Below are 26308 nucleotides of genomic sequence, written 5' to 3' on the forward strand. Positions count from 1 at the left end.
TGTATATGACATTCAGGACTTTGGCAATTCGACGTATCGTTCTCTTCAAGCGCGGGGCAAGGGCCAGTGCAACAAAGGAGACGGAGCATGTCACAGGAACATAAGGGTACGGCGCTCGTTACCGGCGCATCCTCGGGCATCGGCGCGATTTATGCGCATCGGCTGGCGCAGCAGGGTTACGATCTGATCATCGTCGCCCGCAATGGGGAGCGGCTGAAGGCGCTGGCAAGCCGGCTGACGACCGAGACCGGCAGGACTGTGGAGACCCTCGTCGCCGATCTGGGCAGCAAGGTGGACTTAGCGCGCGTCGAGGGCGTGCTGAAGCAAGACCGGAGCATCACCCTTCTCGTCAACAATGCCGGCTTTGGGGGAACGGCGCCGCTGCTTTCTGCCGATGTAAACAAAATGCAGGAAATGATCGAACTCAATGTGACAGCGCTGATGCGGCTAACCTATGCCGCCGTTCCCGGTTTCGTCTCGCGCGGCGGCGGCACGATCATTAACATCGCTTCGATCGTCGCAATCGCGCCGGAACTGTTGAACGGCGTCTATGGCGGCACGAAAGCCTTCGTGCTTGCCTTCAGCCAGTCGCTGAAACATGAGCTGGCGGAGAAGAACATCCGTATCCAGGCCGTGCTGCCCGGCGCCACCGCGACTGAATTCTGGGGCATCGCCGGCACGCACGTCGAGCACCTGCCCAATGAGATCGTGATGTCGGCGGAAGATATGGTCGATGCCTCGCTCGCGGGCCTCAAGCAAGGGGAATTCGCAACCATTCCCGCGCTTGAGGACGCCGGCTTGCTGGCCGCCTACGAACAGGCGCGCCAGGCATTGATGCCGAACCTTTCGCGTACGGCGCCGGCCCAACGTTACAGGGCGGCTTGATCAAGCCGCCGGTCTGTCTCAGCCGAAGCGTTCCAACGCCATAGCGAAGATGTCGGTATCGACATTGCCGCCGGAGGTGACGGCGACGACTGTATCGCTTTCCAGCGCCTCACCATGGAAAAGAGCGGCAGCCAGCGCCACGGCGCCGCCCGGCTCAACGACGATCTTCAATCTGACGAAGGCGAGCGCCATGGCGCGGAGCGCCTCCTCGTCGGTGACGACGATGCCAGCGCCGGCGAGGCGCTTCAAGATCGGGAAGGTGATCTTGCCCGGCTCCGGTGTGACGATCGCATCGCAGATCGAACCCGACATCGCGGCATTGCGTTCGATCCTGCCGGAGGCGAGCGATCGGGTGGTGTCGTCGAAATTCTCCGGCTCGCAGGGACGGACGCGAAAGCCGGGGGCGCTGGCCTCGAGGGCGAGCGCGATGCCTGACGTCAGTCCGCCGCCGCCGCAGGGAACGAGCACCTCGGCTTCCGTCACACCTTCTTCTTCCGCCTGTTCGGAGATTTCGAGGCCAGTCGTGCCCTGGCCGGCGATGACAAGCGGTTCGTCGAAAGGCTTGATCAGCGTCAGGCCGCGATCGGCGGAGAGCCGTGCGCCGATTTCATCGCGATCCTCGTTGGCGCGGTCGTAGAGCACGACTTCGGCGCCGAAGGCGCGGGTGTTGGCGATCTTCAGCTTCGGCGCATCGCTCGGCATGATGATGACGGCGGGCACGCCGTGCAGCTTGGCGGCAAGGGCGACGCCCTGCGCATGGTTGCCCGAGGAGAAGGCGATGACGCCGCGCGTGCGTACGGCCGGGTCAAGGCCGGAAACCGCAGACCAGCCGCCGCGAAACTTGAAGGAACCCGAATGCTGCAGGCATTCCGCCTTCACGAACAGCCGCCGGCCGGCGATCTCGTTCAGGAAGGGGGAGGAGAGAAGCGGCGTGCGGCGCGCGCGACCGCGCAGTCGAGCGCGGGCGGCAACAATCATTTCAATGCTGACCATTCGGGAATCGTCCTGCTTGCGGGAGTCGCTCATGCATAAGACGGGGCAAACGGTTTGTGAACGGTGACTTTGTCACCGTGACATGAATGACCATTGCGCCTATGCCCGGCGGCTCGCCGACCGTCAATAGCCGCCTGCTGAGCCTTCCGTCGCGCGGGCGTCCATGGCGCCGTTGTAACGAGCGCCACTGCCTTTTTCGATGGCGGCAAGGCTTTTGCCGCCGACGAGGATACCAGCGGCCTGGCCCCAGAGCGGGGCGTCGTTGCCGCCGTCGAAGCTATAGCCCATCGCCGCAAGCGTCCTTTCCGTATCGGGCGAAAGCGCATAGGGCTCGAAATAGACCTTGTCGGGCTGCCATTGGTGATGAACCCGCGGCGCGTTGACCGCCTGGCTGATATCCATGCCGAAGTCGATGACATTCAAAATCGTTTCCAGCGTGATGGTGATGATGCGCGAGCCGCCGGGGCTGCCGATCACCATGAAGGGCTTACCGTCGCGGGTGACGATCGTCGGGCTCATCGAGGAGAGAGGCGTCTTCTTCGGAGCAATGGCATTGGCTTCGCCCTGAACGAGGCCATAAAGGTTCGGCACACCCGGCTTGGAGGTGAAATCGTCCATTTCGTTGTTGAGCAGAACGCCGGTGCCGGGCGCGACGACCGCCGCGCCGAAGGAGCCGTTCAGCGTATAGGTGACGGCAACCGCATTACCCTCGTCGTCAATGATCGAATAATGGGTCGTCTCGTTGCTTTCCTTGCCGCCGAGGGGTTTCAGGTTGGCCGAAGTCCCGGCCCTGTAGGGATCGATCTTTGCTGCGATCTCCTTGGCGTAGCTCTTGTCGAGCATTTTCTCGACCGGGTTCTCGACGAAATCGGGATCGCCGAGCGCCGCGTTGCGGTCGACATAGGCGTAGCGCATCGCCTCGACCATCACGTGCACGGTTTCAGCCGAGGCGTAGCCGAGATAGGAGAGCGGATAACCTTCGAGGACGTTGAGGATCTCGCAGATGATGACGCCGCCGGAGGAAGGTGGCGGTGAGGAGATGATGTCGTATCCGCGGTAATTGCACTCGATTGGCTTCAGTTCGCGCACGGTGTATTGCTCGAAATCCTCCTTGGCAAGGATACCGCCCTTGGCCTGGCTCGCTTTGACGATCGCCTCGGCGGGGGCGGCCTTGTAGAAGGCGTCGGGTCCTTTTTCCGAGATGGCTGCCAGAACCGCGGCGAGGTCGGGCTGCGCAAGCTTTTCGCCGGACGCATAGGGCTTGCCGTCCTGTTTCAGGAAAATCTTCGCCGCCGTCTCGTCCTTGGCAAGGCGCTTGGCGCCGCCGGCGAGAATCGCGGCATCGCCCTGTTCCAGCGTGTAGCCTTCCTTGGCGAAGCGGAGCGCCGGCGCGATCAGATCCTGGCGTGAGCGGGTGCCGTATTTCTCCCGCGCCGTCTCGAAGCCCTTGACCGAACCGGGAACGCCGACGGCGAGGTAGCCGTCAAGGCTGGCGCGCGGCACGATATCGCCCTTGCTATCGAGATACATGGTCTTTGTCGCGGCGAGTGGCGCGCGCTCGCGGAAATCGAGGAAGGTCTTGCTGCCGTCTTTCAGGCGAATGGTCATGAAGCCGCCGCCGCCGAGATTGCCGGCCGAGGGATAGACGACCGCCAGTGCATAACCGACGGCGACCGCCGCATCGACGGCGTTGCCGCCGCTCTTCAGCACCTCGACGCCGACATCGGTCGCCAGATGCTGGGCGGTGACGACCATCCCGTGTTCGGCTTCAACCGGTGCGGGCGACGCCGCGAAAGCCGTCGTCAGAGTTAGCGACAAGGCCGATATGACGGAGATCGTCCCGATATGCAGGCGGCCCATGATTTCCCCTCCTATGGACAACAACGGAAAGACATATGGGGCTGCTGCGGTCCGCGGCAATGCGAGGAGCAGGCTTTGTGCGAGGAAGCCGGCCGAATGTCCGACAGGGACACCGCCGGAGAGATCAAACGCCGTGGAGAGCGCCCGGCATCCGCGACGGCTGGATTTGGATCGCTTGATCGCGGAGAGAGGCGGCGAGCCGCTCTTCGGCACGGCGGGCGGCCGCCTGGAGGTCGCGGGGCTCGCCGGCGATCTTTTCCATGGCGGCGATAGCGACGTCGGTGGCCAGATAATCCGGCTTATGGCCGACGCCGCCGACCGTAACGAGTTCGGAACCTGGTATATCGCGGGCGAGGCCGCGCGAATGCAGGTGTTCCCAGACGATCTTGTCGCGGTCGCCCGTGATGATAACGGTCGGCGCGGTGATCTGCGAGTAGAGCGGCGACTGCTCCTTCACATAGGCGAGCAGTCTTTTGAAATCGGCGGCATTGTTGTGGAAGGTGCGCGGGCGCAGCACCAGCGACGGGCCGGTTTTTTCGATGTAGTCGGCAGGGCGTGGATTGGGACGGAAAACGTTCAATGTGCCGCGCTCCAGCCGGCTCAGTCCAAGCGGAACGACGATGGCGTGGTTGAAGAGCCAACCGATGACCGGCACGGTCGCCACGTGGTAATACCAGTCGATGCCGCCGGGCCACGGATGGGTGGCGGGTGCGAGGAAGAGCAGACCAGCGGTCTTATCCGGATGGCGCAGTCCGAAGGCGGCGGTGATCGCGCCTCCGAAGGAATGGCCAACAATGATCGCCTTCTCGATGCCGCGCTTTTCCATCAGTCGAGCGATTGCATCGGCCTGGCCCGAGGGTACGGCGTTCTCAGGGCCGCCGCGCTCGGAATAGCCGTGACCGGGACGATCGACGAACAGCATTTCCGCCCGGCCTTCGAGCGGGGCGCGAAAGGCGACGAACTGATCGAGCAGATTGCCGCTAGCGCCGTGAATGAAGACGAGCGCCGGCAGATCCGCATTTTGGGGACGTTCGACATGGACGGCGTTCATGCGGTAGCCGCCGACATCCGTCAATTCACCGATATTCGGATAGGTCCGTTCGAATTGCCGCGCCTTATAAGAAGAGTAACCGATGGCGGCGGCGAGCGGGGCAAGAAGGGCGGAAACTTCGGCAAGCATGATCTTAACGGCGACAGTCGATGGATTTTGCGAGGGGCGGCGGTCGCGTCAAATTGCCCTCGACAGGTTCTAAAATTGCGCGCTCCGGCCGAAGGTCAAGCTTGATCGGCCGGCTTCAGGTGCGATTGCCGGCGAGTTTTTCCGCAAGCATGTTGACCTGCTCCTGCGCAGTGCGATCGGCGGGATAGATATCGAGGAACCGTTCCCAGGCCTTCAGGGTCAATTGATCGTTGCCGGAATTGCTGAGGATCGCGGCCATGCCGGAGAGCGCGCCGAAATGGCGCGGCTCGATATCCAGCACATGCTCGATGTCGGACATCGACTTGCGGTAATTGCCCATGACGAAATTCAGCGTGGCGCGGCGATTCCAGCTCTCGGCATAATCGGGCTTGAGGGCAATCGCCTCGTCGAGGAAATCGAGAGCGGCGGGATTGCGCTTTTCCTCAATCGCCTTGTCGGCCCATTGCATCAGTAGGTTCACGGTCGCGCTGCCGGAATCATTCCATTCCAGACGAATTTCGTTGGCAATGCTGCTGGCCTTGTCAGGATCACGCTCGCGCTTCAGCTGGCTGAAGAGCTGGTCGAGACGCTGCTTCGGCGAACTATTGGCATCCCTCCGCTCGACAATGACGTTGTTTTCCGCCGCGGTGGCCGGGAACGGGGAGGTGGAGAGGATGAAGGCGAGCGGCAGCACCGCTGACGTCAAAGCAAAAAAGCGCATGGCGGACATATTAGCCCGCCAGCGCCGAAGATCAAACAAATTAGACGTGATCACCGCAGCGACCCACCGGATGTCCGTCGGCGCAATCTGCGCGGCGCACAATCCGGATTCGCGCAATCAGCCCTGACGAGCCTTGTAGCGCGGGTTCAGCTTGTTGATGATGTAGATGCGGCCCTTGCGACGAACCAGACGGTTGTCACGGTGACGAGCCTTGAGCGACTTGAGCGAATTCTTGATCTTCATTTTTCTGATCCGCGATCTCTATGGGGGAATTCACATTCGCCCGTAACTTTAACAATCAAAAGCGCGCCGTCGGGGCGCGCTCTTTAGGTGGGGGTGCAGATACCTCGTCACCTCCAGCGTGTCAACCACGTGACGGTGTTTTTCCCAAGCCGCAGGACCGTTTCTCACCGCGAAACCGGCAATTTCGGCGCCAATGTCGTGACATGACCCATCTTGCGGCCGGGGCGCCACTCGCTCTTGCCATAGAGGTGAACCAGCGTGTCGGGACGTTGCAGCCAGTCGCGGACGGCAAGGATATCGTCACCGACCAAATTCTGCATGACGCAGTCGGAGTGGCGCTCGCCATTGCCGAGCGGCAGGCCGGCGACAGCGCGGATATGTTGCTCGAACTGGCTGACGACGCAGGCGGCTTCCGTCCAATGACCGGAATTGTGGACGCGCGGCGCCATCTCGTTGGCGATCAGGCCGCCATCGGCAAGCACGAAGAATTCGATGCCGATCACGCCGACATAGTTCAACGCGGCGAGAATCTTTTCGGCCGATCGACGAGCGGCCTCCGCTGTCGTCGCCGAGATTGCGGCCGGAACGGTCGAGGTATGGAGGATGCCGTTGCGGTGGACATTCTCGGCGGGATCGAAGCAGACGACCGTCCCATCCGCGGCACGCGCGGCGATGATCGAGACCTCGCGCTCGAAGGCGACGAAGCTTTCGAGGATGAGCGGCACGGCCCCGAGCGCGGCATAGGCACCGTCAGGATTGTCGGCGGGCGAGCGGAAAACCTTCTGCCCCTTGCCGTCATAACCGAGGCGGCGGGTCTTCAGCACGCCCTGGCCGTCGAAATCTTTCAGCGCGGTTTCGAGATCTGCCTGGCTGTCGACCGCATGAAAGCGAGCGGTTGAGATGCCGCAGCCGTTGAGGAAGCGTTTTTCGACGAGCCGATCCTGGGCGGCCTCAAGCGCCTTGGCAGGCGGATAGACGGCGATGCTTGCCGAGAGCGCTTCGGCGGCTGCGACGGGCACGTTTTCGAATTCGTAGGTGACGACGTCGCAGGCGTCTGCCAGTTCGGCCAGTGCCGCCGGATCGTCATAGGCGGCAACGATCTGCCGGTTCGCCAGTTGGGCGGCGGGGCAGTCGAGCTGCGGCTCGAGGATGACAGTGCGGAAATTCAATCTGGCGGCGGCGATGGCCAGCATGCGGCCGAGCTGGCCGCCGCCGACTATGCCGATTGTTCCTATGGTCATTGGTTGTCCATTGGATATTCGGCGACGGCAGCACTCTGGCGCTCGCGCCATTCGTCGAGCCTGTCGGCAATCTCTTCGTCGGAAAGGGCCAGCACGGCGGCGGCGAGAAGAGCGGCGTTGACCGCACCCGCCTTGCCTATGGCGAGGGTCCCAACCGGAATGCCGGCCGGCATCTGCACGATGGAAAGAAGGCTGTCCTGGCCGGACATGGTCTTCGACTGGACCGGCACGCCGAAGACCGGCAACGGCGTCATCGATGCGGTCATGCCCGGCAGATGCGCCGCACCGCCAGCACCGGCGATGATGACCTTGAAGCCTTCCGCACGGGCGCCCTTGGCGAAATTCATCATACGCTCGGGCGTACGGTGCGCTGAGATGATGCGCGCATCATAAGCGATTTCCAGCGCTTCCAGCGTGTCGGCCGCGTTCTTCATGGTCTCCCAATCGGATTGGCTGCCCATGATGATGGCGACGAGTGGTCTATCTGTCATCCTGCGGCGGTTCCTTTCAGGCAATGATGTCGGGAACGATCTGGTCTTCCAGCTTGGAGAGCTTGTCCTTGATGACGAGCTTCTTCTTCTTCATGCGCTGGATTCGCAGAGCGTCGCATCCGGTCTCGATCATGGCGTTGATCGCAGCGTCGAAATCCTCGTGCTCCTGGCGCAGACGCGCCACCATGAGCCTGATTTCCGCCTGTTCCTGATCGGCCATATGCATTCCCCGTTATCGTCCACGGACCTTGTCCGATCTGCCGATGATTTCCGCAAGCTCCTATCACCAAATACGGGTAACGGCTAGTTAGTCGTGATCATGAATTTGCCATCGCATCTTCATCTTTTGGCCTTCGACAAGCCTTCAAAAATATGTCACAGTCCGCCCGTTGACACCTTGATCCCCGACGACGATGGTCGGGGAGGGTAAGAGGAAGGAAGGGTCAAATGACAGTTGAAGCTCATCTTGAATCACTCCAGAAAAAGCATGTTGCTCTCGAGGAGGAGTTGCATGCACTCAGAACAGCTCCTTCTATCTCCGATACAGAAATTGCCGAATGCAAGCGCCGCAAGCTGCGCATCAAGGACGAGATTCAGCGTCTCAAGTCATCCGTCCATTAATCTTCCCAAGGGTCGCCGGGCGATCATCTTGCGCAAGAGGTAAATCCATCCATTCCGCCTAAAATTTGCAAGAACCGGTGATCACACCAGAATTGCGCCAGCCCGATGCTTGTGACGTCGCGGCTGGCGCATTTGCGTCTGCTTGCAGCAAAAGGGCGTTTTTATGATGCGTCAGGGGTGTGATCGGAGGTGCGGTCAGGCCCAGAACTGATCCAGCCACAGATTGAGCTTGTCAAAGCCGCGGTTGTTGACCGCGTAGATGCGTTTCGTACCTTCCGAGGTCACGGAGACAAGATTGCTGTCGAGCAGTGCCTTCAGGTGCTGCGAGACAGCGGGCCGACTGATCGGCAGGCCCTCGGCAAGCTCGTTGACCGTGCGCGGCGCGCGCCGCAATTCCTCCAGCAGAAAGCGCCGGTTCGGGTCGGCAATCGCAGAGAAGGGGTCCGTGTTCGACATGGCAGAAACGCTACGTCAAACCGGCCGTTGCAGCAAGGAAATTGTGCATTGCAGCGTACTGCCGCCCTTACCAGCCGAGGCCCTCGCGTATGATCAGAAAGGCCGCGATCAGCGCCATCGCATACATGAAAGGATAAAAGATCTGCGGCTTCATGCGGCGCACGCACCAGGCCCCGGCAAGGGTGGCGAGCGGCGCGAAAGGCAAGAGCGTGGCGGAGGTCGCAAGGTTCTGCGTGTCGAGCTGGCCGAGGGCAAAGTAGGGAATGAGCTTGATGGCGTTGAGGATTGCGAAGAAGCGCACGCTGGTGCCGGTATATTCGCGCGGCTCCAGTTTGAGCGGCAGGGCATAGATCTGAAACGGCGCGCCGCCGGCATGGGCGACGAAGCTGCCATATCCGGAAAACGTTCCCCAGAGGGCGGCAGCGACCGGCCGCTGTCCGTGCGGGGGGATCGTCTTGCTGGCGCCGGGGCCGAAATTGTTCCAGAAATAGCGCAGGCAGAAGAGGATCGTCACCGCGCCGATGACGACGCGCAGGACATTGCCGGGAACAAGCGCCGAGGTCGCCCAGCCGAGGGCAATGCCGAGAATTGCGCCCGGCAGCATGATCTTCAGCGTCGCCCAATCGCCATGCCTGCGCCAGATGACAAGCGAGATCATGTCCATGAAGACCAGGATCGGCAGCAGGATTGCCGCCGCCTCGAGCGGCGAGACGACCAGGGCGAGGAAGGGCAGGCCGATCAGCGACAAAGCGTCGCCCATGCCGCCTTTTGCGAGACCAACAAGCAGAACCGCGGGCACGGCGGCGTAGTAGAATGACAAGTCCTGCGGCATGCTTTCGACGTCCTCCTCTTGCAAGCCTCCTCTAACGGAACTACTCACACAAAACGAGTGCGGATCCGTCTTTTCGAGAAGGGAATTCGCAGGAAACGGAAAGACCTCATGACCGAACCCGAAAACCGCTGTCGCCTGGTGCTCATCGTCCCTGATATTGCCGACGCCGATGAACAGGCAAGGATCGTCACCGATGCGCTGAAGGGCGGCGATGTCGCCTCCGTCATCGTGCCGCAATACGGGCTCGACGACGGCGCCTTCCAGAAACATGCCGAAAAGCTGGTGCCAGTGATTCAGGATGCGGGGGCCGCCGCGCTGATTGCAGGCGACAGCCGCGTGGCGGGACGGGCGAAAGCCGATGGCCTGCATATAACCAGCAACGCGCAGGCACTGTCGGAGGCGATCGACAAACACGCTCCGAAGCTGATCGTCGGCGGCGGCAATGCCAGCGACCGGCACAATGCGCTGGAGATCGGCGAAGTCAGGCCGGATTATATCTTCTTCGGCAAGCTTGATGGGGATATCAAGCCGGAGGCGCATCCCAAGAACCTCGCGCTCGGCGAATGGTGGGCCTCAATGATCGAAATCCCCTGCATCGTCATGGGCGGCACCGATCCCGCGTCGGCTCTTGCCGTTGCCGAGACCGGAGCAGAGTTCGTGGCGCTGCGGCTGGCGGTGTTCGGGGAGCCCGGCCGAGCGCCATCCATCGTTGCCGAGATCAATGCTCTGCTTGACGAAAAAGCGCCACGGTTTGAGGATTGAAATCCCGCTCATGCCGATCCTGCCCGCCCGCCCTTTGAAATATCTGCTTGCCAGCATAGTCGCCCTCACTGCGGGCGGGTCTGATATCGCTGTGGCGCAGGCACCGGACAGCGTCATCAGCCAGCCCGGCGCTGCGCCGGCGTCAAGCTTTCGTACCGACCGGCACACCAACGGGGATGTGAAGCCCTCGGACGGTGTCGGCGTTTTCGATCGCATGGGCGCGAAGCTGCCCGACCTCCCGCCCGAGAAAGATTACAAAGGTCCGATCGACGAGGCGTACGGCGCCTATCAGCGCGGCTATTATCTGGCGGCGATGGACAAGGCGCTGCCGCGCGCCCAGCTCGGCGATCCGGCGGCGCAGACGCTGATCGGCGAAATCCTCTCGCAAGGCCTCGGCGTCAAGAAGGACGTGAAAGGCGCTGCCTTCTGGTACGGCAAGGCGGCCGAAGGCGGCGATCCTGCGGCGATGTTCAAATATGCGCTCATGCTGATGGAAGGCCAAGGTGTGCCGCGCGACAAGGTCAAAGCCGACGACTATATGCGCAAGGCGGCCGAAGCCGGCAATCCTTCGGCCGAATTCAACTGGGCGCAGATTGTTGTCGCCGACAATCCCGGCGAAAAGGGGCTGAAGCTCGCGCTACCGTTTTACGAGAAATCGGCCGAGCAGGGCATTGCGGATTCGCAATATGCCGTGGCGCAGATCTATGCGACGCTGAAGGATCTGCCGGAGGAAAAGAAGCAGCTCGCCCGCGAGTGGATGGCGCGCGCCGCGCGCGCCGGCTTCGACACAGCCGAGCTCGATCTCGGCATCTGGCTCGTCAACGGCGTCGGTGGTCCCAGGGATTACGTCAAGGGTTTCGAATGGCTGAAACTTGCCGCCAATGGCGGCAATGTCGTTGCCCAGAACAAGCTTGCCCATCTCTACATCAACGCCATCGGCACGCCGCCGAATCCGATCGAGGCGGCGAAGTGGTATGTGCTGTCGCGCCGTGCCGGGCTTGCCGATCCAGCGCTGGAAGATTTTTATCTCGGGATCGAGGACGATCAGCAGAAGGCGGCGATCGATGCCGCCAACAAATTCCGGCGGCGATAGCCGCCGCGTGTTTCATTCTCTAAAGCATGTCGCGGTCCTTCAGATTCGCTTATCATGCTCTCGGTCTTTGGTTTTCCGCATGTCTTTATCGCAAACCGATGCACAGTTTTGCGAGACATGCGCTAGAAAAGCGCGTCGGCGAAAAGATCCTCGTCATTTTCGGTTTTGGCGGTCTCCGCGGGCGCTGGAATGTTTTCATTGCTTGCCGGGATGATGTCGCGATGAATGTTTCGCTCCTGGACCATCGTGTAGAGCTTGAAGATCTTGCGGTCGAGCGGTGCGATGGCCTCCGCGAGATCAGAAATATCGGCGACATCGATGCCGGCGACGCCTTTGAGCACATCGGCGCAGCGGGCAAGGACATCGCCGAGTTCGTGCTGGAAGTCGAGCTTGCCGATCAGCAGGCCGATCTTGGCGGCAACCTCGCGGCCGTTTTCGGCGAGCACCTTCAGCTCGTTTTCCATGACATTGGCCGCGGAACGGATGTTGCCGACAGCCGAGGTCAGGCTCTCGTCCAGTCCGCCGGCCGCAGCGTCCGTGGCGGGAGCCACGCGCCCGGCAGCGGCTTCGAGCGCCGGCAGGCCGTTGACGATGGCGTCGGCGGATTCATCGAGCTTGCCGGCGAAGATGCGCAGCTCGGCGGTGACGACATTGATCGACTTGCCTTCCTCGCCAAGCCGGCTGCAGCGCAGATTGGTGTTCAGAGCCATGTAATGGATGTCGGTCCTGACAACGCGGATGTTGACGATGGCTTCGGAAAGCTTGGCGGCCGTGCCGATCGTCGAATGGCTTACCTGGTCAGCCTGCCGGCTTGCCGTGTTAACCTGCTTGACGATCTCGTGGGCGGCGGAAACGCTGGATTCCAGCGCGCGCATGAAATTGCCGCCGGCTTCGCCGCTTTCGGTGCCCATTTGATCGCGCAGTTTGAGGATTTCCCGCATGTCATGGTCGAAACTCGCAATCGTCTTGACGACGTTTTCCGAATCCCGCTGGAAATTGATCCACATGTCGTTGATCTGCGCCGCGGTCAGATGGTGAACGACATTCTGAAGACGCTGGCGCGCACCGGCATCGAGCCTGGCGCCATCTTCGCCCGCGAGGAAATCTTCAAGCATCGAAAAGGTTGCCTGTACATGTTCGATGCGCTGACGGGTGATGTCGCCGATCTGCAGGGCCGATAGAGTCGAGCTGACCTTGCTCTGGACGCCGCGTGCGATCGCGCCGACCTCGCGGGCGAGGACACCGAGGTTTTTGCGGTGTTCGGCGATCTTGGCGGCATCGTCGCGCAGGGCTCCGGCGACGGCCGGAACGGTATCGGCGTAGCTCCTGGAAACGTTGGCTCCGAAGGAGGCGGCGAATTTGACCTCTTTCTCAAGGCTGTCGAGATGGGCGGCGAAACGATTGACCTCATCGGTGCCCGAATAGATTCGTTCCAGAATCTCCTGAGCAAAGCCGGCGAATTCGGCGAGGCCGGCGCCAGTGATCTTGACAGTCACGGCAAAGGTTCTGAGATAGCGCATCGTCTCCTGCATGTCGGCGACGTGTTTGCGCAGATCCCTGCCGGTGTGCGCCAGCGAGATGAGCGCCTGCTGGCGATTTTCTTCGGTGACCGGCAATGCAGTCAGGATTTCCACGGTGGCGCGGAGATCGGCGCCGGTATCGCTCGCCTCCTTGTCATCGAGTACCTTGGCGACACTTTCGAGCGAGTTCAGCAGACGGTTGAGGACATCCATCACCGACAGCAGCACCGCCCCGCCCGCGAGAAATCGCTCCTCGACTTGGCTGCGGGCGGATTCCAGGATCTGACTGATCTCCCGCCCCGATGTGTAGGCTGCAGCGTTGGATGTTACCAGAGCGTGTGCCACATTTATTACCTTTTCTTAAAACGCAGGCCATTTGACTCTATTTCTACGGGCAGGATGGAAATGTCCGGTAAACGCCCCAGACTCGCCTGCGTTGTGATTAATGAAAGGTGTGAGACGGGGCGGCCGGTGCACCGCATGCCGAAAGAGATCATTTAAGGTTCTGTTTTTACTTAATTTATCTCTAAACATTGAGAGAGCGGTACAACTTATCCTGGATAAGAATTGGGAGTCGCGGACCGCGTTGTACGTCGGTTTTATACAACCCCTGTTTACGCTGCATTAACGCTGTCGTGAGAGTCCTCTTAGGGTCACAAGTATTTCTCGGGCCCAGGAGGCTGCATTGGATACTCAGAGCCAATATTGTGAATCTATAAATTTACCGGGTGTGCTAAGCATCCGCCATGTGGCCGAGCTACATTCGAAGCTTAGTGATGAGTTTAACAGTAAAGACGACATTGTCGTTAGCGTTATCGCTGATGCTGAAGCTGACCTCAGTTTCATACAGCTTATCGAGGCCGCACGTCGCCAAGCAAAGTCTGACGGAAAGACGTTCAGACTTTTTTCTCCCGCCAGCGGCTCAGTGCTGAACGTACTTGAGCGTGCCGGTTTCATCGAATCCTTCGATCAAGAAGACTTAAAGTTCTGGTTGCATAAAGAGGTGACATTATGAGTGCCAACATTCTGACGGTAGACGATTCCGCCAGCATCCGTCTGACAACAAAGGTCACCCTGACCAATGCCGGTTACAGCGTCACCGAAGCGGTGAACGGGGCTGAAGGTCTTATGGCGGCCAAGGCCAGCAGCTTCGATCTGATCGTAACCGATCTCAACATGCCTGTTATGGACGGGCTGACGATGATCGAAGAACTGCGCAAGCTGCCGGCGCAGGCCGGTGTTCCGATTATCTTTCTAACGACGGAATCTGACGCCGATCTCAAGGCACGTGCCAAGGCCGCCGGCGCGACCGGCTGGCTGACCAAGCCGTTCGACCCGGAAAGTCTCGTGAAGATCGTGAAGAAGGTCCTCGGCAGATGAGTACGCTCGACCCCGTCGCCGTATTCCGCATGGAGGCTGCCGAATGCCTCGAAGCGATCGAGGCCGGTCTTCTCGACCTCACTCACCAACTCGACAATAAGGATCTCGTCGACGCGGTATTCCGCGGGCTTCACACGCTCAAGGGATCGGGCGCGATGTTCGGTTTCGAGGCGCTGGCGGCCTTCACCCACCATTGTGAAACCGCTTTCGACCGCGTCCGAAAAGGCGAGGTCGCGGCGACCAGCGAACTTGTCGCCGCCGTTCTCGCCGCCCAGGACCATATGCGTGCCCTCGTCGACCAGCCCGACGCCGATTACGGCGATACCGGGCATAAGCTTCTGGCACAACTGCAGTCCGCGGTCGGCGCCGAGGCTGCGGCGCCCGCCACAGCGACAGCCGCCGTCGCAGCGCCCGTGCAAGGAGCGTCGGCGAACAAGACGAAGAACAGCTGGCGCATCCGATTCAGCCTGCCGGCCAATGCGATGGCCAACGGCACCAATCCGCTCGGTCTGCTGGACGAACTGCGCGATCTCGGCGAATGTACCGTACGCGCCGACACTTCGGCCATTCCGCCTCTCGACGAGCTCACTTCGACGGAACTCTACATTTCCTGGGATGTGACGCTGATGAGCGAACAGGACCGTTCGGCGATCGACGATGTCTTCATCTTCGTGCTCGACGACATGGAACTCAGCGTCGAGGAGATCGGCAGTGCAGCAGCGGCAACGGCCGCTCCGGCTGTAGCAAGGCCGGCGCCTGCCGCTGCCGCCTCAGTATCGCCACCCCCTGTCCCGGCGGCTGGTGTGCCGGAATTCCGTCCCGTCGAAGCGGTTCCCGTCAGGCGTGAGGGGCCCGCTGCCGTCAGCCAGGCGAAGGCTGCCGAGAACGTGCGCGTCCCGGCAGAGCGCTTGGACGAACTGATGGACCGTGTCGGTGAGCTCGTGATCGCGCAATCGCGCCTCAGCCAGCTCGCCAGCGCCAGCACCGATATCGCATTGCGCTCCGTCTCGGAAGAAATCGAACGTCTGTCCGGCGAATTGCGCGACACGATGATGGTGCTGCGCATGGTGCCCGTTGCGACCCTCTTCTCCCGCTTCCGCCGCCTTGTGCACGATCTTGCCCGCGAGACCGGCAAGGTGATCGAGCTGGTGATGGAGGGCGAGAGCACCGAGGTCGACAAAACGGTGATCGAGCGGCTGGCCGATCCGCTGGTGCACCTGGTGCGCAACTCGATCGATCACGGCCTCGAAGTACCCGCCGACCGCCTTGCGGCCGGCAAGGCCAAGGCCGGCACGATCACGCTTTCGGCCCGTCAGGCCGGTGGCGAGGTGATCATCTCGATCAAGGACGACGGCCGCGGAATCAACCGTGAACGGGTCCGCGCCAAGGCGGAATCCTCCGGCCTCATCCATCCGGGCCAACCGCTTTCGGACCCCGAGCTCTTGCAACTGATCTTTGCTCCCGGCTTTTCGACGGCCACCGCGATCACCAATCTGTCCGGCCGCGGCGTCGGCATGGACGTGGTCAAGAAGACGGTTGAAGAGCTTCGCGGCGCAATCGATATCGTCAGTGTGCCCGGACAGGGTTCGGAAGTGTCGCTGCGCATTCCGCTGACGCTTGCCATTATCGACGGCCTGCTGGTGCGTGTCGGCTCGGGCCGTTACGTCATCCCGCTTTCGGCCGTCGAGGAATGCCTCGAACTGTCGCTCGAGGAGGATCTGCGCTCGCGCGGCCGTAGCTTCATCTCGTTGCGCGACAGCCTGGTGCCGTTCCTACGCCTACGCGATCTTTTCCGCACCGGCACGAAACCCGATGTGCACCAGAAAGTCGTGGTCATCTCGACCGGAACCGAGCGCGTCGGCCTCGTCGTCGACCAGATCATCGGCGACCACCAGACGGTCATCAAGTCGATGTCGAAACTGCACAATGACGTGGCGACCTTTTCGGGCGCCACCATTCTCGGCGACGGCAGCGTCGCACTCATTCTCGACGTCGGGCACCTGGTTGCCGCGGGTCAGCAACAGGAGGCGCAATTGCGGGTAGCAGGATGAGTGCAACAGCAGCAGCCGAACGTTTCGACAATCATTGGAGCTATGCCGAGGAAGTCGAGGTCCTGACATTCGATCTCAACGGCGAGACCTTCGCGCTGGAAGCGGTCATCGTCCAGGAAATCCTGGACCTGCTTCCGGAGACCGCGGTGCCGGGCAGTCAGCCCTTCGTCGCCAGCGTCATCAACTTCCGCGGCAAGGTCATACCGCTCGCCGACCTGCGTCTCGCCTTCGGGATGGAGGCGGAGGAGGCAACGATCGATAGCCGTTTCATCGTCATCGAGATCGATCTCCAGGGCGAGCCGACGCTCGTCGGCCTCAGAACCGATAAAGTGAACGAGGTGACGACGCTCGCAAAAAACGCGAGCGAGGCGCCGCCGAGCGTCGGGATGCGCTGGCGCGCCGACTACATCAACTGCCTGGTGAAGAGGGGCGGAGAGTTCATCATTCTCCCGAATCTGCAGGCGATTTTTTCATCCAGGCATGATGCGGCGGGAGCCGGCAATTGACGCAGATGGATTCAACTTGGGGTTAAACCGATGCGACTGACAATCAAGACGAAGCTGGTGACCGCGTTCACCTTCATCATCCTCATGCTCTTGGGCACCGCCGCTTACGGTATCTTCAGCCTCGGGTCGCTGAATGATACGATTGGCAATCTCCTCGCCGGCCCGGCAGCCCGCCTCGATCTTGCGCAGCAGATCAACATCGCGCAGCTCGAAGCGATCCGCCAGCAGAAGAACCTGCTTAATGCCCGTGGCGCCGATGAAGCGGCCGCGGCGATCGACAAGGGCAATCAGGCCCGCAAGGACTTCAGTGATGCCTTCAATCAAGCGTTGGCGCTTGCCACGGAGGAAGGCAAGGCGCGTTGGGCTCGTATTGCCGAGTTTTCGAAGTCCTTCAACGCAGCTGACGACCAGATCCGTGACTACGTGAAGACCGGCAACGTGGAAGGTGCAAACACCGTCTCGATCACGACCGCGCGCGCTGCCGCCAACGGGATCGACTCGACGCTCGCCGAAATTCTGGCGCTTGAGAAGCAGCGCATGAAGGCCGCCGACGCTGGTGCCGACGCGCAGTATGAGACGACACGCACGACGATGGTCGCCGTCGCTGCCGTGGCACTACTGATTGCCGCGATAACCGCCTTCTGGATCGCCAGCACGATCAGCAAGGGCCTCAGCCGCGCCAACACCGTGGTTCGCGAAGTGTCTGAAGGCGACCTGACGAAAATGGCCGATATTACGAGCCATGACGAAATCGGCGAGCTTCTGGGTAATGTCAACGTCATGATCGAACGCCTGCGGGGCGTCGTCGCCGACGCGATCTCGGCCGCCGAGAACGTCTCGTCCGGCAGCCAGCAGCTTTCGGCAAGTTCCGAACAGGTGTCGCAGGGCGCGAGCGAACAGGCGGCTTCTGCCGAAGAGGCGTCCGCCTCAATGGAAGAGATGGCCGCCAATATCAAGCAGAACGCCGACAATGCCGCCCAGACGGAGAAGATCGCCCGTCAATCCGCCAAGGATGCGGAAGCCAGCGGCGAAGCGGTAACCCGTGCTGTCGACGCCATGCGCACGATTGCCGAGAAGATCGGCATCGTGCAGGAAATCGCCCGTCAGACCGATCTCCTGGCCCTCAATGCCGCCGTCGAAGCGGCACGCGCCGGCGAACACGGCAAGGGTTTTGCGGTCGTGGCCTCGGAAGTGCGCAAACTTGCCGAGCGTAGCCAGTCGGCAGCAGCCGAAATCAGCTCGATGTCGAGCGATACCGTCAAGGCCGCCGCCGATGCCGGTGAGATGCTCGGCCGCCTGGTGCCCGACATCCGCAAGACGGCGGAACTCGTTTCCGAGATCAGCGCCGCCTGCCGCGAGCAGGATATCGGCGCCTCTCAGATCAATGAGGCGATCCAGCAGCTCGACAAGGTGACGCAGCAGAATGCCGGCGCCTCGGAGCAGATGTCGGCAACGTCCGAGGAACTCGCCGCTCAGGCGGAAGAATTGCAGACGTCGATCGCCTTCTTCAAGGTCGATACGACGGGCAGCACGCGGCCCGGCGCCCAGAAGATGCCGTCGAAAGGCCCAACCAAGGTGGCCAAGGCCCCGGCCCGCAAGCCTGCACAGCAGGCCCAAAGCCAGGGCCGCGGTCAGACGGTTTCGGCTCAGCAGCAGCGTCTCAAAGGCTTTGCTCTCGATATGTCGATGGGCGGTCCGGACGCCAGTGACGATGATTTTCGGGAAAGCGCGTAGGCGTTCCTGGGGACGCGCATAGCGTTCCCGGCGAGGCACCTGAGCGCCTTCGCCCTCATCGGATATCTCGGGCCACTCCCGTGGCCCGAGGTGGAAATATCCCCAACGCGTGTAGGCGTTGGCGCTGCGACCGATCGATGTCCGGCTGCCGGGAAGTGAATGCAGTCGCTTTCCCTCTTTCAGACACATCACTCTGAAGTTCGGCGTTCCCAGACCGGAACGTCTCTCTATCCAATCGTTTTGGCGCATAAAACGGGGTATCACATGCGTTTCACTATCAAACTGAAATTGGGTCTCGCTTTCGGGATCATGACGCTGCTGCTGATCGGCATTGCAGTTTATGGAAGCTTTAGCCTCGGCACATTGAACGAGGCGAGCGGCAACATGATCGACGGCCCGATGCGCCGGCTGGAACTGGCGCTGAACGCCAACATCGCCGAAGTCAACGCCATTCGGGCTCAGAAGAACGCGCTGCTTTCCACCGATCCGGACACGGCCGCCGGCTTCTACAAAGAGGCCGACCAGAACCTGCAGGCCATGTTCGACGCTGTCGACGCCGGCTTGGCCATCGCCTCTCCGGAAGGCAAGCCGCATTGGGAGAAGCTGCGGAGCGTTGGCGGGAAATTCCGCGAGAAGTCCGCCGAGCTGCAGCAACTCGATGCCAGGGGTGATAAGGCATCCGCGCTCGCGCTTTCACTTGGCGATCTCCGGGCGATGACCGGGGACATGGGCGATGCGATTGCCGCCCTCACGGAGATCCAGCGCAAAGGCATGCAAGCGACCGATCAGTCGAACAGCGATCTTTACAATTCGACCAAGCTCATCCTCACCACAGCATCCGGAATCGCCGTGCTTATGGCCCTCGGCGCCGCATTGTGGATCACGCTCGGCATCAACAATGGTCTGAGGAAGATCACGAGCGTCGCAAACGCCGTGGCAATCGGCGATCTCAATCAGAAAGTCGACGTCAGGACCAATGACGAGATCAAGGACCTCATCGATACGGTCAACACCATGACCGCCAATCTGCGATCGACCGCCGCCCTTGCCGACCAGATCGCCATGGGCGATCTGACCACCGATGCCAAGCCTCTCTCGGACAAGGACGCGCTCGGGATTGCGATGCAGAGCATGATCGCCAATCTGAGGACCACGGCGGGGATTGCCAACCAGATCGCCAATGGCGATCTCACTGTGTCTCCGAAGCCGCTCTCCGACAAGGATGCACTGGGCCTTGCGCTGGAGCAGATGGTTGAGCGGTTGCGCGGCGTGGTCGCAGACGCGATTTCGGCCGCCGAAAATGTTTCGGCCGGCAGCCAGGAGCTTTCGGCAAGTTCCGAACAGGTGTCGCAAGGCGCCACCGAGCAGGCCGCGTCGGCCGAAGAGGCGTCGGCCTCGATGGAAGAGATGGCCTCGAACATCAAGCAGAATGCCGACAATGCCGCGCAGACGGAAAAGATCGCCCGGCAGTCTGCAAAGGATGCGGAAGCCAGCGGCGAGGCGGTGACGCGCGCCGTCGACGCCATGCGCACGATCGCCCAGAAGATCGGCATCGTGCAGGAAATCGCCCGTCAGACCGATCTGCTTGCCCTTAATGCGGCGGTGGAAGCAGCACGCGCCGGCGAACACGGCAAGGGTTTTGCGGTGGTGGCCTCGGAGGTGCGCAAGCTTGCCGAACGCAGCCAGTCGGCCGCCGCCGAAATCAGCGCCATGTCGAGCGATACCGTGACAGCCGCTCAGGAGGCCGGCGAAATGCTGGGCCGCCTGGTGCCCGACATCCGCAAGACGGCGGAACTCGTTTCCGAGATCAGTGCTGCCTGCCGTGAACAGGATATCGGTGCGGCCCAGATCAACGAGGCGATCCAGCAGCTCGACAAGGTCACGCAGCAGAACGCCGGCGCCTCCGAACAGATGTCTGCAACTTCAGAGGAGCTCGCCGCGCAGGCGGAAGAACTGCAGACGTCGATCGCCTTCTTCAAGGTCGATACGGCAGGCAACCGCCAGTCCCGCACGCCGGCCGTCAAGATGACGGTTCGGGGTGCAGCTCCCACCGCAGCGCGCAAGCCTGCGGCCAAGAAACCGGCTGCCGGCAGCGTGGCCGCCCAACAGGCTCGTGCGAAGGGGTTTGCTCTCGACATGTCGATGGGCGGACCAGATATTGCGGACGAAGAATTCCGCGAGAGCGCGTAGCGCTCTTCGGACACAGGTGGGGGCGCGGCGACAGCGGCCCCCAGCATCGAACCGGTGCATGGACGCACTTGGTCATGCCGGCCGTGCCGGCAACGCATGAAGCGTTTTCACGACGGCACTATGTGCGATTTCGCGGAATACCCGCTGCGGTACTAACGAGGGCTTGAAATGCGCTTCACAATCAAACTCAAACTAAGCTTGGTATTCGGTTTCATCGTTCTACTCACGTGCGGCATGGCGGGTCTTGCGATCTATACTCTTTCGGCGTTGAACAGTGAGATATCGATCATGGTCGCCGGTCCGGTCGCCAACCTGCGCGATTCGGGCGATCTTTCCGATGCCGTCATGCGCTCTATCCGCGCCGAAAAGGACGCGATCATCAATACGGATCCGGTCAAGATTACAGGCTATGTCGAGGAGATTGCGCAACAGCACGAAGTCATCAAGACACTGCAGGGCCGTCTTGCCGCCTCGAACGATGCGGAGATCAAGAAGGAGATGGCCAAGTTCGGTGATCTCTATAGTAAATGGACCACGTTGCAGGATCGCATCGCCGGTCTCGCCACCGAGAATACGACGGAATCAAATGCTCAAGCCGGCGTCACCTCAATGGGCGAAGGGCAGCAGGCGACGGCCCAGCTGCTCGGTATTCTCACCAAGCTGAACGACACCGTGACAGCCAATCTCGCGGAAACGGATGCGGCCACCAACGAGCAGTATGCCCAATCCCGTAATCTGCTTGTCATGATGACGGTGGGTTTGATCTTTGTCTCGTCGGCGGCCGCGATCTGGATCCTGCTTAACATCTCCCGCGGCCTCAAGCGCGCCGTCAACCTCGCCGACGCGGTCAGCATCGGGGATCTCGAACAGAAGATAGAGCATAAGAGCAATGACGAAATCCGCGATCTCGTCGATTCGATGAGCAGGATGACGGCAAATCTGCGCAACACCGCGACGATCGCCAACCAGATTTCGAACGGCGACCTCATGGTATCCCCGAAGCCCCTTTCAGAGAAGGATACGCTCGGCATTGCGCTCGAACAGATGGTCGAGCGGCTGCGCGGCGTCGTCGCCGACGCGATCTCGGCAGCCGAGAACGTCTCGTCCGGCAGCCAGCAGCTTTCGGCAAGTTCCGAACAGGTGTCGCAGGGCGCGAGCGAACAGGCGGCTTCGGCCGAAGAGGCGTCGGCCTCGATGGAGGAGATGGCCGCCAATATCAAGCAGAACGCCGACAATGCCGCCCAAACGGAGAAGATCGCGCGGCAGTCGGCCAAGGACGCGGAAGCGAGCGGTGATGCGGTGACGCGTGCCGTGCAGGCGATGCGGACTATTGCCGAGAAGATCAGCATCGTTCAGGAAATCGCTCGTCAGACGGATCTTCTCGCTCTCAATGCCGCTGTGGAGGCGGCGCGTGCCGGCGAACACGGCAAGGGCTTTGCAGTGGTCGCGTCGGAAGTGCGCAAGCTTGCCGAACGCAGCCAGTCGGCCGCGGCCGAAATCAGCGCCATGTCGGGCGATACGGTCAAGGCCGCCCAAGAAGCCGGCGACATGCTCGGCCGCCTGGTGCCCGACATCCGCAAGACGGCGGAACTCGTTGCCGAAATCAGCGCGGCCTGCCGCGAGCAGGATGTCGGTGCGGCCCAGATCAACGAGGCGATCCAACAGCTCGACAAGGTGACTCAGCAGAATGCCGGCGCCTCCGAACAGATGTCGGCGACCTCGGAAGAACTTGCCTCCCAGGCGGAAGAACTGCAGACCTCGATTGCCTTCTTCAGGGTCGATACGGCAGGCAACCGCCTGTCACGCGCGCCGGCCGTCAAGATGACGGCCCGCAGCCCGGCTCCCAGCGCCGCCCGCAAGCCGGCGATCAAGAAACCGGCGGCCGGCAGTGTCGCCGGCCAGCAGGCGCGGGTGAAAGGTTTCGCACTCGATCTCTCCATGGGCGGTCCCGATGATGGCGACGCCGAATTCAAGGAAAGTGCATGATCATGGCAACGACATCTCTGGAAGCGCAATTCGTGACCTTCAGCCTCGGTGAGGAAATTTTTGCCGTGCCGGTCGAGGTCGTGCGGGAAATCCTCGACTATGCGGAAGCGTTCAAGATTCCGAATGGTCCCGACTATCTGCTCGGCCTGCGCGACGTGCGTGGGCAGGGCGTGCCGACCATCGATCTTCGATTGAAGCTCGGCATGACGAAGACGGTGCCGACGCCACATACGCGGGTGCTCGTGCTCGACGTGCCGATGGAAAGCCGGCTGCTAACGCTCGGCCTCGTCGCCGACCGCGTCTTCGAAGTTACACCGTTCCGGCGTGACCAGATCGAGGCGGCGCCTGACATCGGTGTGCGCTGGCGCTCGGACTATATCGCCGGCGTCGTTCGCCGTGAAAACGGCTTTGTCGTCATCATCGATCTCGCACGTCTCTTGTCGCGCGAGGATGCTTCTGCACTGCAATCGGCGGCATGATCGCGCGTCAACCCGGAGTAATGCGTTCCATGAGTATGGCAGCAGCGGTGGAAACCCAATTGCCGGGGGACCGGATCAGCAAGCGGAATTTCGAAAAGCTTGCCCGGTTCATCTACGACTATAGCGGCATCAAGATGCCGCCGACCAAGCTGACGATGCTCGAAGGGCGGCTGAGACGCCGCCTTCGTGCGACCAATCATTCGACCTTCGACGATTATTGCGACTTCCTGTTCAATCATGATGGGCTTGCCCAGGAAACCGTCTACCTGATCGACGTGGTGACGACCAACAAGACCGACTTCTTCCGGGAAGCCAAGCATTTCGATTACCTGCAGACCGTGGCGCTGCCGGCGATCGCCAATAGCGGCGTGCGCACCATTCGTACCTGGAGCTCGGCCTGTTCGACGGGGGCCGAACCCTATACGATGGCGATGGTGCTGGCTGAATTCGCGGAAGGCCGCAATGACGTTTCCTATAGCGTGCTTGCCACCGATCTTTCCACCGACGTGCTGCAGACGGCGCGCCGGGGCATCTATCCGGAAGACCTGATCGCACCCGTGCCGCGCGACCTGCAGCGCAAATATGTGCTGGTCGCCAAGCAGCCGGGCCGCAAGGAGGTGCGCATAAGCCCTAAACTGCGCAGCAGGGTGGGGTTTGCACGGATGAACCTGATGGACGACAAATATCCGGTCGGCGACTTGATGAACATCATCTTCTGCCGCAACGTGCTGATCTACTTCGACAAGCAGACGCAGGCGGGCGTGCTCAACCGCCTCTGCAATTGCCTGGCGAAGGGCGGCTACATGTTCATCGGCCACTCCGAGTCGATCACCGGTTTCGACCTGCCGCTGAAACAGGTTTCGAACACGGTGTTTCAGCGTATCTAGAGGCGGTTATGCGCAAGAAAATCCGCGTTCTCATTATCGACGATTCCGCCAGCGTCCGACAGACGCTGGCCCATGTGCTTGAGCAGGATCCCGACATCGAGATCATGGCGGTGGCGTCTGATCCCTTCGTCGCGGCGCGCAGGCTGCTGGACGAGATCCCCGATGTCATCACGCTCGACGTGGAGATGCCGCGCATGGACGGCATCACCTTCCTGCGCAAGCTGATGGCACAGCGGCCGATCCCGGTCGTGATGTGCTCGTCGCTGACGGAGGCGGGTTCGGAAACGTTGATTCAGGCTTTGGAGGCGGGCGCCGTCGACGTCATCCTGAAATCGAAGATCGGCGCCGCCGACAGCCTTGCCGATGACGCCATGCGGATTCGCGAAGTTGTCAAGAGCGCTTCGCAGGCGCGGCTTTCGACCGTGCGCCGCGCCGCGGGAACCATTCGTTCCGCTTCCGCCGAGGGGCCGGCCAAGAAGCTGACGGCGGATGCCATGCTGCCGCCGCCGACGGGGCGGGCGATGGCGAAGACGACGGAGATGGTTGTCTGCGTGGGTGCCTCCACCGGCGGCACCGAGGCGCTGCGCGAATTCCTGGAGGAACTGCCGGCCAATGCGCCCGGCATGGTGATCGTCCAGCATATGCCGGAGAAATTCACTGCCGCCTTCGCCAAACGTCTGAACGGGCTCTGCGAGGTCGAGGTCAAGGAGGCCGCCGACGGCGATCCGGTGCTGCGCGGCCATGTGCTGATCGCGCCTGGTGACAGGCACATGCTGCTCGAACGCCAGGGTGCGCGCTATCATGTCAGTGTGAAGAGCGGGCCGTTGGTTTCCCGCCACCGGCCTTCCGTCGACGTGCTCTTCCGTTCGGCGGCGCGTTCGGCCGGCTCGAACGCCATGGGGATCATTATGACGGGCATGGGCGACGACGGTGCGCGCGGCATGTTGGAGATGCATGAAGCCGGCGCCTACACGGTGGCGCAGGACGAGGCGAGCTCCGTTGTCTTCGGCATGCCGAAGGAGGCGATTGCCAAAGGCGGGGTCGACCGCATTCTGCCGCTCGATCAGATCGCCCGCGAAGTCCTGATAACGCAGCAGAAGTTCTAAGGCCGGTTCCGGGTTCCGATGGAAAATAAGGCGGCGCTTTTCAGGCCTGCGGGCAGCCATGTGTGCCTCCCCTTGAAATTTCCGCGATTTTGTGGTCTTGAGGCCGCCAATCTTTGCAGCGCTGCCTGTCATGCATGTTCAGGGACATTTCCCGCCCCTGGCAGCGCGCGTCCCGTATCAGTCCCAAGGAAATGCGCCGATGGCCCGTTCAGCTCTTCTCAATGTCATGGTTCAGGCTGCCCTCAAGGCAGGAAAATCGCTGGGGCGTGATTTCGGCGAAGTGCAGAACCTGCAGGTTTCGGTGAAGGGACCGGGCGATTTCGTTTCCGCTGCCGACCGCAAGGCCGAGAAGATCGTCAGGGAAGAGCTGCTAAAGGCGCGGCCGACCTATGGCTTTCTCGGCGAGGAAACCGAAGAGATCAAGGGCACCGACGGAGCACATCGCTGGATCGTCGATCCGCTCGACGGCACGACGAACTTCCTCCACGGCATCCCGGCCTTCGCCGTCTCGATCGCACTCGAACGCAACGGCGAGATCGTGGCCGCCGTCGTCTTCAATCCTGCGACCGACGAGCTCTATACCGCCGAGCGCGGCGGCGGCGCCTTCCTCAACGACCGGCGCCTGCGCGTCGCTGCGCGCCGCGTGCTGTCGGATTGCGTCATCGGCTGCGGTGTGCCCGCGCTCGGCAAGCGCAATCACGGCAAGTTCCTGGTCGAACTGCGCCACGTGATGGGCGAAGTGGCCGGCATCCGCCGCCTGGGCGCGCCGACCCTCGATCTCGCCCATGTCGCCGCCGGACGTTTCGACGGCTTCTGGGAGGCGGAGCTTGCACCCTGGGACATGGCGGCCGGTATCCTGCTCATCCGTGAAGCCGGCGGCTTCGCCACCGATTGGGATGGCGGAGCGGCCATTCTGGAGGGCGGTGCGATCGTCGCCGGCAACGAACACATCCATAAGGCGTTGATCGAGGTCATCAAGCGGCCGATTCCCGCCAAGTGAGCGCATGAAAAACCGGCTGTTGTAAAGTCACGGTTTTCGCCCCGGCATACTTCAATTCGGCACAATGTTGCTCTAGTCTCCGCCAGCAATG

The 26308-nt window shown here is 61.6% G+C and carries 25 protein-coding genes and 2 pseudogenes; 16 read left to right on the plus strand and 11 right to left on the minus strand.

Translation table 11 applies throughout. The annotated features are described in order from the left end of the window. Window positions 1-87 precede the first annotated feature (87 nt). A complete protein-coding gene (locus HJB91_RS09920; RefSeq protein WP_221122984.1) occupies window positions 88-885 on the plus strand; it encodes an SDR family oxidoreductase in 798 nt (265 codons plus the stop codon). Between the two features lie 18 nt (window positions 886-903). Here the strand turns inward: HJB91_RS09920 and HJB91_RS09925 are convergent, their stop codons facing one another. The 8 genes from HJB91_RS09925 to HJB91_RS09960 all read right to left on the minus strand — a co-directional run bounded on the left by HJB91_RS09925 (window position 904) and on the right by HJB91_RS09960 (window position 7834). Further along, complete coding sequence (locus HJB91_RS09925) at window positions 904-1878, minus strand: threonine/serine dehydratase (RefSeq protein ID WP_221122985.1); 975 nt, start codon at window positions 1876-1878, stop codon at window positions 904-906. Between the two features lie 123 nt (window positions 1879-2001). Beyond that, window positions 2002-3738, minus strand: coding sequence for a gamma-glutamyltransferase (gene ggt / locus HJB91_RS09930; RefSeq protein ID WP_221154574.1), 1737 nt, complete (start codon window positions 3736-3738; stop codon window positions 2002-2004). 124 nt (window positions 3739-3862) lie between these two features. Beyond that, window positions 3863-4918: an alpha/beta fold hydrolase gene (locus HJB91_RS09935; RefSeq protein ID WP_221154576.1), complete on the minus strand. Its 1056-nt coding sequence runs from the start codon at window positions 4916-4918 to the stop codon at window positions 3863-3865. Between the two features lie 115 nt (window positions 4919-5033). Next, entirely contained in the window at window positions 5034-5648 is a 615-nt protein-coding gene (locus tag HJB91_RS09940) for a hypothetical protein (RefSeq protein WP_221122988.1), read from the minus strand. Between the two features lie 108 nt (window positions 5649-5756). Further along, window positions 5757-5882 carry a type B 50S ribosomal protein L36 gene (ykgO, locus tag HJB91_RS09945; RefSeq protein ID WP_003582204.1) on the minus strand — a complete coding sequence of 42 codons (126 nt, stop codon included), beginning with the start codon at window positions 5880-5882 and terminating at the stop codon, window positions 5757-5759. A gap of 164 nt (window positions 5883-6046) precedes the next feature. Then, a complete protein-coding gene (locus HJB91_RS09950) occupies window positions 6047-7123 on the minus strand; it encodes a 5-(carboxyamino)imidazole ribonucleotide synthase (protein WP_210629884.1) in 1077 nt (358 codons plus the stop codon). Beyond that, entirely contained in the window at window positions 7120-7614 is a 495-nt protein-coding gene (gene purE, locus HJB91_RS09955) for a 5-(carboxyamino)imidazole ribonucleotide mutase (protein ID WP_210629885.1), read from the minus strand. Before purE ends, HJB91_RS09950 begins: the two co-directional genes overlap by 4 nt. Window positions 7615-7630: 16 nt before the next feature. Further along, window positions 7631-7834 carry a YdcH family protein gene (locus HJB91_RS09960; RefSeq protein ID WP_010028538.1) on the minus strand — a complete coding sequence of 68 codons (204 nt, stop codon included), beginning with the start codon at window positions 7832-7834 and terminating at the stop codon, window positions 7631-7633. 227 nt (window positions 7835-8061) lie between these two features. Between HJB91_RS09960 and HJB91_RS09965 the strand changes: the two genes are divergently transcribed. Next, complete coding sequence (locus HJB91_RS09965) at window positions 8062-8235, plus strand: YdcH family protein (RefSeq protein WP_008533139.1); 174 nt, start codon at window positions 8062-8064, stop codon at window positions 8233-8235. Between the two features lie 195 nt (window positions 8236-8430). Here the strand turns inward: HJB91_RS09965 and HJB91_RS09970 are convergent, their stop codons facing one another. Together HJB91_RS09970 and HJB91_RS09975 are read right to left on the minus strand one after the other, a co-directional pair. Beyond that, complete coding sequence (locus HJB91_RS09970) at window positions 8431-8691, minus strand: helix-turn-helix transcriptional regulator (protein WP_003552646.1); 261 nt, start codon at window positions 8689-8691, stop codon at window positions 8431-8433. A 67-nt stretch (window positions 8692-8758) separates the two neighbouring features. Further along, the gene (locus HJB91_RS09975; protein ID WP_210629886.1) at window positions 8759-9523 is read right to left on the minus strand and encodes a sulfite exporter TauE/SafE family protein; all 765 of its coding nucleotides are present in this window, start codon (window positions 9521-9523) and stop codon (window positions 8759-8761) included. A gap of 108 nt (window positions 9524-9631) precedes the next feature. On the opposite strand from HJB91_RS09975, the gene HJB91_RS09980 reads away from it, so the two are divergent. After that, window positions 9632-10285, plus strand: a complete 654-nt coding sequence (locus tag HJB91_RS09980; protein ID WP_221154578.1) for a thiamine phosphate synthase — start codon at window positions 9632-9634, stop codon at window positions 10283-10285. A 10-nt stretch (window positions 10286-10295) separates the two neighbouring features. Continuing rightward, window positions 10296-11378, plus strand: a complete 1083-nt coding sequence (locus HJB91_RS09985) for a tetratricopeptide repeat protein (protein ID WP_210629888.1) — start codon at window positions 10296-10298, stop codon at window positions 11376-11378. A gap of 122 nt (window positions 11379-11500) precedes the next feature. Here the strand turns inward: HJB91_RS09985 and HJB91_RS09990 are convergent, their stop codons facing one another. Then, window positions 11501-13243: a chemotaxis protein gene (locus HJB91_RS09990; protein ID WP_221154579.1), complete on the minus strand. Its 1743-nt coding sequence runs from the start codon at window positions 13241-13243 to the stop codon at window positions 11501-11503. 340 nt (window positions 13244-13583) lie between these two features. Between HJB91_RS09990 and HJB91_RS09995 the strand changes: the two genes are divergently transcribed. From HJB91_RS09995 to HJB91_RS10045, 12 genes and pseudogenes are all read left to right on the plus strand, one after another. Further along, complete coding sequence (locus tag HJB91_RS09995) at window positions 13584-13913, plus strand: STAS domain-containing protein (RefSeq protein WP_210629890.1); 330 nt, start codon at window positions 13584-13586, stop codon at window positions 13911-13913. Beyond that, complete coding sequence (locus tag HJB91_RS10000) at window positions 13910-14278, plus strand: response regulator (protein WP_210629891.1); 369 nt, start codon at window positions 13910-13912, stop codon at window positions 14276-14278. The genes HJB91_RS09995 and HJB91_RS10000 overlap by 4 nt, the downstream gene beginning before the upstream one ends. Beyond that, window positions 14275-16329: a chemotaxis protein CheA gene (locus HJB91_RS10005; protein ID WP_221154581.1), complete on the plus strand. Its 2055-nt coding sequence runs from the start codon at window positions 14275-14277 to the stop codon at window positions 16327-16329. Before HJB91_RS10000 ends, HJB91_RS10005 begins: the two co-directional genes overlap by 4 nt. Continuing rightward, window positions 16326-16835 (plus strand): chemotaxis protein CheW, encoded by a 510-nt coding sequence (locus tag HJB91_RS10010; RefSeq protein ID WP_210629893.1) that lies wholly within the window; start codon window positions 16326-16328, stop codon window positions 16833-16835. The genes HJB91_RS10005 and HJB91_RS10010 overlap by 4 nt, the downstream gene beginning before the upstream one ends. Before the next feature lie 30 nt (window positions 16836-16865). Next, on the plus strand, window positions 16866-18569 hold the full coding sequence (locus HJB91_RS10015) for a methyl-accepting chemotaxis protein (RefSeq protein ID WP_221154586.1): 1704 nt from the start codon (window positions 16866-16868) through the stop codon (window positions 18567-18569). Between the two features lie 264 nt (window positions 18570-18833). Continuing rightward, a pseudogene (locus tag HJB91_RS31235) lies at window positions 18834-19364 on the plus strand (MCP four helix bundle domain-containing protein); the annotation flags it as partial. 75 nt (window positions 19365-19439) lie between these two features. Next, window positions 19440-20759: pseudogene (locus HJB91_RS10020) on the plus strand (methyl-accepting chemotaxis protein); the annotation flags it as partial. Between the two features lie 168 nt (window positions 20760-20927). Continuing rightward, window positions 20928-22745 carry a methyl-accepting chemotaxis protein gene (locus HJB91_RS10025; protein ID WP_221154588.1) on the plus strand — a complete coding sequence of 606 codons (1818 nt, stop codon included), beginning with the start codon at window positions 20928-20930 and terminating at the stop codon, window positions 22743-22745. Then, window positions 22742-23224, plus strand: a complete 483-nt coding sequence (locus tag HJB91_RS10030; protein ID WP_171049239.1) for a chemotaxis protein CheW — start codon at window positions 22742-22744, stop codon at window positions 23222-23224. The genes HJB91_RS10025 and HJB91_RS10030 overlap by 4 nt, the downstream gene beginning before the upstream one ends. Before the next feature lie 29 nt (window positions 23225-23253). Continuing rightward, window positions 23254-24111 carry a protein-glutamate O-methyltransferase CheR gene (locus HJB91_RS10035; protein ID WP_210629898.1) on the plus strand — a complete coding sequence of 286 codons (858 nt, stop codon included), beginning with the start codon at window positions 23254-23256 and terminating at the stop codon, window positions 24109-24111. A gap of 8 nt (window positions 24112-24119) precedes the next feature. After that, window positions 24120-25217: a chemotaxis response regulator protein-glutamate methylesterase gene (locus HJB91_RS10040; RefSeq protein WP_210629899.1), complete on the plus strand. Its 1098-nt coding sequence runs from the start codon at window positions 24120-24122 to the stop codon at window positions 25215-25217. A 199-nt stretch (window positions 25218-25416) separates the two neighbouring features. Further along, the gene (locus HJB91_RS10045; protein ID WP_210629900.1) at window positions 25417-26217 is read left to right on the plus strand and encodes an inositol monophosphatase family protein; all 801 of its coding nucleotides are present in this window, start codon (window positions 25417-25419) and stop codon (window positions 26215-26217) included. Window positions 26218-26308: the final 91 nt, after the last annotated feature.

This window comes from Rhizobium sp. NLR10b (assembly GCF_019685435.1).
Classification (GTDB): domain Bacteria; phylum Pseudomonadota; class Alphaproteobacteria; order Rhizobiales; family Rhizobiaceae; genus Rhizobium.